The following is a 433-nucleotide window of genomic DNA, read 5'->3' as shown; positions in this document are numbered from 1 at the left end:
CAGAACCATATGAATTTATGAAAAAATTTGATTTAAATACAATAACAAAAGAAGAGTGGTTAGATTGGATATATGAATATCATTATGATGTGAAAGAATTAGAAGAATGGATAAGAATGGGATCTTTTGTTTAAAATGATATTAATAACTTTTCAATTGGTTCATTAATTTATATAATTTATTAAAAGAGTAAAGAGGAGAGAAAATCACTTGTAAAAGATGTAAACTTTAATGATTTAAATGTATTTGATAAGATAACAGAAGAAAATGTAGATTTATTACTAGAAGAGTTAACTAACTTAGGAAAAGATAATCTTTTAGATATTCCTAGAGATGCTAAGGTTGTTAGTGATAGTTTATCTACAGGAAACAAATTAGAGCATATTGGGCTTAGTTCTAAAACAAAAAAAATTAGAAATAGTATACGGATTAT

Source organism: Streptobacillus felis (genome assembly GCF_001559775.1).
GTDB lineage: Bacteria > Fusobacteriota > Fusobacteriia > Fusobacteriales > Leptotrichiaceae > Streptobacillus > Streptobacillus felis.
The sequence above is the reverse complement of the archived record's forward strand: the minus strand, read 5'-3'. Positions refer to the sequence as shown.